This window comes from Candidatus Thermoplasmatota archaeon (assembly GCA_029907305.1).
In the GTDB taxonomy this organism is placed as follows: domain Archaea; phylum Thermoplasmatota; class E2; order DHVEG-1; family DHVEG-1; genus JARYMC01.
In genome coordinates this window covers 1-5,674 of sequence record JARYMC010000091.1, presented here as the reverse complement: position 1 = coordinate 5,674, position 5,674 = coordinate 1, and the positions used below count along the sequence as shown (strand labels likewise).

5 protein-coding genes are annotated in these 5,674 nt (G+C 36.9%); 1 reads left to right on the top strand and 4 read right to left on the bottom strand.

What is annotated here, in order from left to right; translation table 11 throughout:
- Window positions 1–163: 163 nt before the first annotated feature.
- The 4 genes from QHH19_06515 to iorA form a co-directional block, all read right to left on the bottom strand.
- Window positions 164–523 carry a hypothetical protein gene (locus QHH19_06515; protein MDH7517977.1) on the bottom strand — a complete coding sequence of 120 codons (360 nt, stop codon included), beginning with the start codon at window positions 521–523 and terminating at the stop codon, window positions 164–166.
- Between the two features lie 212 nt (window positions 524–735).
- Window positions 736–1,623, bottom strand: coding sequence for a DMT family transporter (locus QHH19_06510; protein ID MDH7517976.1), 888 nt, complete (start codon window positions 1,621–1,623; stop codon window positions 736–738).
- A gap of 15 nt (window positions 1,624–1,638) precedes the next feature.
- Entirely contained in the window at window positions 1,639–2,229 is a 591-nt protein-coding gene (iorB, locus tag QHH19_06505; GenBank protein ID MDH7517975.1) for an indolepyruvate ferredoxin oxidoreductase subunit beta, read from the bottom strand.
- Window positions 2,226–4,103: an indolepyruvate ferredoxin oxidoreductase subunit alpha gene (gene iorA, locus QHH19_06500; GenBank protein MDH7517974.1), complete on the bottom strand. Its 1,878-nt coding sequence runs from the start codon at window positions 4,101–4,103 to the stop codon at window positions 2,226–2,228. Before iorA ends, iorB begins: the two co-directional genes overlap by 4 nt.
- A 109-nt stretch (window positions 4,104–4,212) precedes the next feature.
- Between iorA and thiD the strand changes: the two genes are divergently transcribed.
- Window positions 4,213–5,556: a bifunctional hydroxymethylpyrimidine kinase/phosphomethylpyrimidine kinase gene (gene thiD / locus QHH19_06495; protein MDH7517973.1), complete on the top strand. Its 1,344-nt coding sequence runs from the start codon at window positions 4,213–4,215 to the stop codon at window positions 5,554–5,556.
- Window positions 5,557–5,674: the final 118 nt, after the last annotated feature.

Below are 5,674 nucleotides of genomic sequence, written 5' to 3'. Positions count from 1 at the left end.
GTCAACATCTCTACATCCCATCCGATGTAGAGGGGTATGTGTTATGGGTTAAAAATTGTTATTTCGCAAGAGGTCTATTTGTTAATCCTGCTATGAAATCAATATCATTGGATAGAGAGTTAAAAAAAAAATTTAATTCATCATAAAAAATTGGATTGGTGCATCATTCTGGGTCGCAGTAACAAATTTTCGTGAAGTTTTCATCATCTGGGAATAAGCACGATGTTCCGTTTGATCTTATGATTTTACAAAGTCTACATGTTTCAGTGAGTACATGATCGTTTCCATTGTTTATAATGTTCTTTGCTGATTTTCTGATTTCATTGAGAAAATCATAATCTACCACGTCTATTTTAGCTCGTTTTTTAGATTTATATTGACATACTGCAGCAGATGAAATACCGAGTTTTTCTGCGGCTTCTTTTTGGCTTAGCCCAAATTCATCCATCATGACCTCTGCGATTTTTTTTCTAATAACTGGGAAGCCGTGCCACATCATGTATTCGCAAAATGTCTGTTTCATGAAACGTATAGTAAATGAAATTTTAATATTTATAATTAATTGGCTTTAAGAAGGTTTTTTAAAATAATTGTTAATTTTTACAGGCCATATTGTAACACTTGTTACACTCTATTGTACCAATATTTGATTATAAACACCTTAATCTTTGTATTTGGTATAGATGATGCCTTTAAATTAAAGAAACTATTTTTTAAAAAGGAATAGAGCTGTAATTAACGTCGTTGTGCCAAATAAACGCCAAAAATTATAAGACTAGCACCAACAAGAAAAACCAGGTTAGGAACCTCCCTCATGAGAAGCAGTGATAGTATTATTGTAAAAAGCGGTATGAAATTTAGAAATACAGCTGCCTTGCCAGCATCAACTTTTGATAAAGCATAATACCAACCAATATAACCGAAAACAGAGCAGAAAACAGCTAGATATAAAACAGCCATCCAACCATTAAAAGAAACTTTTTGAATAACACTAACAATGTCAATGAAAACAAATGGTAAAAACATGATTGTTCCAAAGATAAACGCATATGTTGTTACAGTAAAAGGATCATATCTCTCTAAAAGCCTTTTACCGACAACTGAATAAGAGGCCCAGCAGAAAGCAGATACTAAAACAAGAACACAACCGATTATAAACTGGTTGTTAAAATATATTGTTTCGTTGTTGCTCTGTGCAAAAACAACGGTTGCTACCCCGACAAATGATATTATTACGCCAAAGGTTTTTTTGAATGTAAAAGATTCTTTTAGAAAAACTGTTGATAACAAAACAATGAAAACAACATTAGTATTAATAAGAACAGATGATGTAGATGCAGTAGTATACTCGATTCCTATAAATTGAAAAACATAAAGAAGCGTAACACCAGTTAAACCAAGTGCTATGAGTGACAAGAATTCTTTTTTAATTGGTATCCCTTTATCTTTTTTAAGTAAAAAAATTAGTAGTACCATTATAGGTGTTGCAACAAGAAAACGTAGGAAACCTAAGTGACTTGGTGGTATTTCATCAACTGTTACTTTTACAGCTATAAATGATCCTGCCCAAATAAGGCTTATAAGCACAAGCAGTAAAGAAATAGCTGTTTTTCTGTCGTCCATTTTAAACAAAAAGTTTTATTTTTTTATTGCTTTCATACCGTTTTCAAATGCTTTCCTGTTAACATCCTTGTACTTATCAGGAACCATATTTAGTATTGTCTCAAGCAACACATCTGGTTTAAAGGGCAACACACCTGTTGCAGCAAGAGCACCAAGTAGGACAGTATTTTTTGTTATGGCATCACCAGACTCTTTTGCTATCTTCAAAGCATCTATCTTATACAACTCAGCATGTTTAGAAATCTCTTTAAAAACATCATCAAGCTTTGGATAAGGTTCGCCACCAACAGCAACAGTGAAAGGAATAACCGGATTTATGTCTGTTATAACCTTTGTTTTTTTGTTTACAAAAGAAATATTACGCAATGCTTCAATTGGTTCAGCACTTAGAACAACATCAGCAGTACCGCTAGGAAGCATCGGGCTTGAAACCTCTCCCATCCTAACAGTACAAACAACATTTCCACCACGTTGAGCCATACCGTGTATCTCTGAAACATAAACCATAACATCTGCTTTCACAGCAGCATTACCAAGAATATTCGCAGCGGTTATAACGCCCTGCCCGCCAACACCAACAAGTACTATGCTAATTTTTTTGTTCATTCCTTCACCCCAGATTTTGATATAGCACCAAACGGACAAACCTGAACGCAGTTACCACAACCATTACACAAAGTAGTATCAATATGTACACTACCGTCTTCAGCGAAATACAACGCAGGGCAACCAAAACGACCGATACAGGTCTTGCATCGTTTACAAAGCTCTTGGTTAATTGAATAAACAGGTATCTCCTCCCCAGCTTTTCGTTTCCTATCAACCTCAAGGAGAATACAAGGTGATTTACTAACTACAAAAGACGGACCCTTGAAATCCAAAGCCCTCTTAAAAGCAGCTGTTGTCTCCTTAATGTTATTTGGGTCGACTATCTCAATGTGCTCAACACCACACCCTCTAGCTACATCCTCAACCCGTATCATCTTAGCAGGTCGACCCATACCATCAAACTCAGTACCAGGATGAGGCTGATGACCTGTCATAGCAGTAGTCCTATTATCAAGAACTGTAATAACAACATCATGGTTATGATGAACAGCATCAATAAGAGCAGGTATAGCTGCATGGAAAAACGTAGAGTCACCCATAAAGGAAACAATCTTCTGACCTGTTGAAACAGCAAAACCACAAGCAGTACCAGCATTAGAACCCATACAGAGCAAAACATCCGCCATCTCAAGTGGTGGTTCCTTACCAAGCGTATAACAACCTATATCAGTAGGATAAATAGAGTCTTTTGGCGCAGCTTTTTTAACAGCATAATACGTAGCGCGATGAGGACAACCAGGACACAAAGACGGCGGACGACTAGGTAGCTTAATCTTTGATTCAACAGGTTTCGGGAAAGGATTCTTTACCTTGAATATCTTTGAAAAAACATCAACAACAATATCAGGGTTGTATTCATACAATCGTGAGAAACGCCCTGTTGATTTACCAAAAATCTTAACATCAGATTTCATGTCAAAAGCAAGGGTTTTGAATTGTTGCTCAAGAATAGGCTCGAGCTCCTCAATAACAACAATAGTACTACAAGATTTTATGAACTTCTCACACATCCTCCTAGGAATAGGATGGGTCATACCAAGTTTCAAAATCCTAACATCCAAACTAAGGGTTTCAGCCATCTCCTTAGCGTAATTGAAAGAAACACCAGAGGAGACAACCCCTATATCCTTTGGTTTACCAACATTAACAACCTCGTTAAACTGTGATTTCTCGGAAATTTTTTCAGCCTGTTCCATCCTCTCAAGCAAAACAGGATGCTGTTTACGAGCAACAGCAGGAACAGTTACCAACAGTGGGTTTTTTTCAAAATGACCTATGCCACGTGGTTTCTGCATTTTTTCAAAAACAACAGGACCACGAGCATGGCTAAGCCTAGTAGTTGTTCTCAACAACAGGGGTAAAGAAAGTTGTTCTGATATATCAAAACCAACCCCTGTCATCTCCTTTGCTTCCTGTGGTGTCGTCGGCTCAAGCATAGGGGCACCACCAAAAATAGCGAAATAACGGTTATCCTGCTCATTCTGAGAAGAATGACAATATGGGTCATCAGCGGAAACAATGATATGCCCACCCTTACAACCAACATAAGTATAAGTCATGAAAGCGTCGCTAGCAACATTCAAACCAACGTGTTTCATACAAGTAAGAGCACGCAAACCAGAAAAAGAAGCAGCAGCAGCAACCTCCAAAGCAACCTTCTCGTTTGTAGAATACTCGAAATAAAAAGGTGGTTTATCGCCTTTTTTTGTGAAATATTTTGTTATATGTGAAAACGTGTCAGCTATCTCAGAAGATGGCGTCCCGGGATAAGTTGTAGCAACATCAACACCTGCTTCAAGTGCTCCTCTGGTTATGGCCTCGTTTCCCAAAAGTAAAATTTTTTTTCCTGGTTGATCTGTTATTATCTCCATAAAGCTCCCCTACTCAGGATAAGACGTAAAAGGCTATGCCTGATATTTTTTGGTCAGGAGAAATCGAGGAAAGCATATAAATCTAACTACAGTATTGAGGGAAAATAGTATGAAAAAGAACATTGCATTGACACTAGCGGGGTCAGACCCATCAGGTGGTGCTGGTATACAGGCTGACCTTAAAGCATTCAACATGCTAGGCGTACATGGGTTAACAGTTGTAACATGTATAACAGCCCAGAACACACTGCATGTAGAAAAAATACATAAACTCCCTGTTGAGATCATAGAAAAACAGATAGATACGCTCTTAATTGATATGAAACCTGATGCAGCAAAAACAGGGATGTTATTTGATGAAGAGATCGTAGACTTAGTCGCAGAGAAAATCAAACACTATAATCTAAAGACTGTTGTTGACCCTGTTATGGTTGCTACAAGCGGTGATTCTTTATCAAAAAATGATTTTGTTAAAGCGCTTAAAAACAAATTGATGCCAAAATCATACATGGTTACACCAAATATACATGAAGCAAAGGTTTTAACTGGGAGGAAAATAGGTGATATAAATGATGTGAAAAAAGCCTGCAAGGAAATACATGAGCTAGGACCAAGATATGTTCTTATAAAAGGGGGGCATCTGGAAGGGAAAAAAGCTGATGATGTGTTTTTTGATGGAAAAGAGTTTACTGTTTTTTCATTGCCAATGATACCTGATCGTTTAGTACATGGTTCTGGTTGCACAATTTCTGCTCTAATAACAGGTTTCATTGCCAAAGGGGAAAAACCTGCTGATTCTATAGGAAAATCTAAACAAATACTTTGGAGTATGATAAATGAGGGACATAAACCTGGCAAGGGCGCTGATGTACTCAACTTTTCTTCAGACATAATAAAAGACATGCCCTCTTATTTTCTTACAGATGAACATTTTATGGTATGGTTTGAGTTGAAAAAGGCTGTTGATGAATTGCTTACTTTTCTATCAGGGGATTTTGTTCCAGAAGTTGGGATTAATTTTGGTTATTCGCTTCAAAATGCAAATGATATTGAAGACGTATGTGCATTAACTGGGAGAATTACAAAAACAAGAGACAAACCAGTGAGATGCGGTGGCATAGGTTTTGGTACGTCTAAACATGTGGCATCTATAATTCTAACAGTGATGGGTTTTGATCCTGAGATGAGAAGCTGTATGAATTTAAGATACTCTGAAAAAAATCTATCGAAGTGTAGAAAATCTGGTTTGAAAATAGGGATGTTTGACAGGAGTGAAGAGCCTCGTGGGGTGAAATCCACTATGGAATGGGGAACAAAACATGTGATACAAAAACTTGGTTTTGTGCCAGATGTTATTTATGATGAGGGATGTATTGGTAAAGAGCCTATGATAAGGGTTTTAGGAAAAAATCCAAAAGATGTATTGCATAAGGTTTTTTTGTTCGTTAAATAAAAAAAATTTGTATCTTATTTTTGATTATATCTCCTAGAGGGGCAGTACTTCGGAAAGTACAATCGTAAATATTTTTAACCTATAACTTCATTGATTTTTTTGGGAAGATGGGATGAGA

Coding starts and splice junctions, on each gene's coding strand:
- QHH19_06515 (MDH7517977.1), bottom strand. CDS start 523: ATGAAACAGACATTTTGCGAATACATGATGTGGCACGGCTTCCCAGTT.
- QHH19_06510 (MDH7517976.1), bottom strand. CDS start 1,623: ATGGACGACAGAAAAACAGCTATTTCTTTACTGCTTGTGCTTATAAGC.
- iorB (MDH7517975.1), bottom strand. CDS start 2,229: ATGAACAAAAAAATTAGCATAGTACTTGTTGGTGTTGGCGGGCAGGGC.
- iorA (MDH7517974.1), bottom strand. CDS start 4,103: ATGGAGATAATAACAGATCAACCAGGAAAAAAAATTTTACTTTTGGGA.
- thiD (MDH7517973.1), top strand. CDS start 4,213: ATGAAAAAGAACATTGCATTGACACTAGCGGGGTCAGACCCATCAGGT.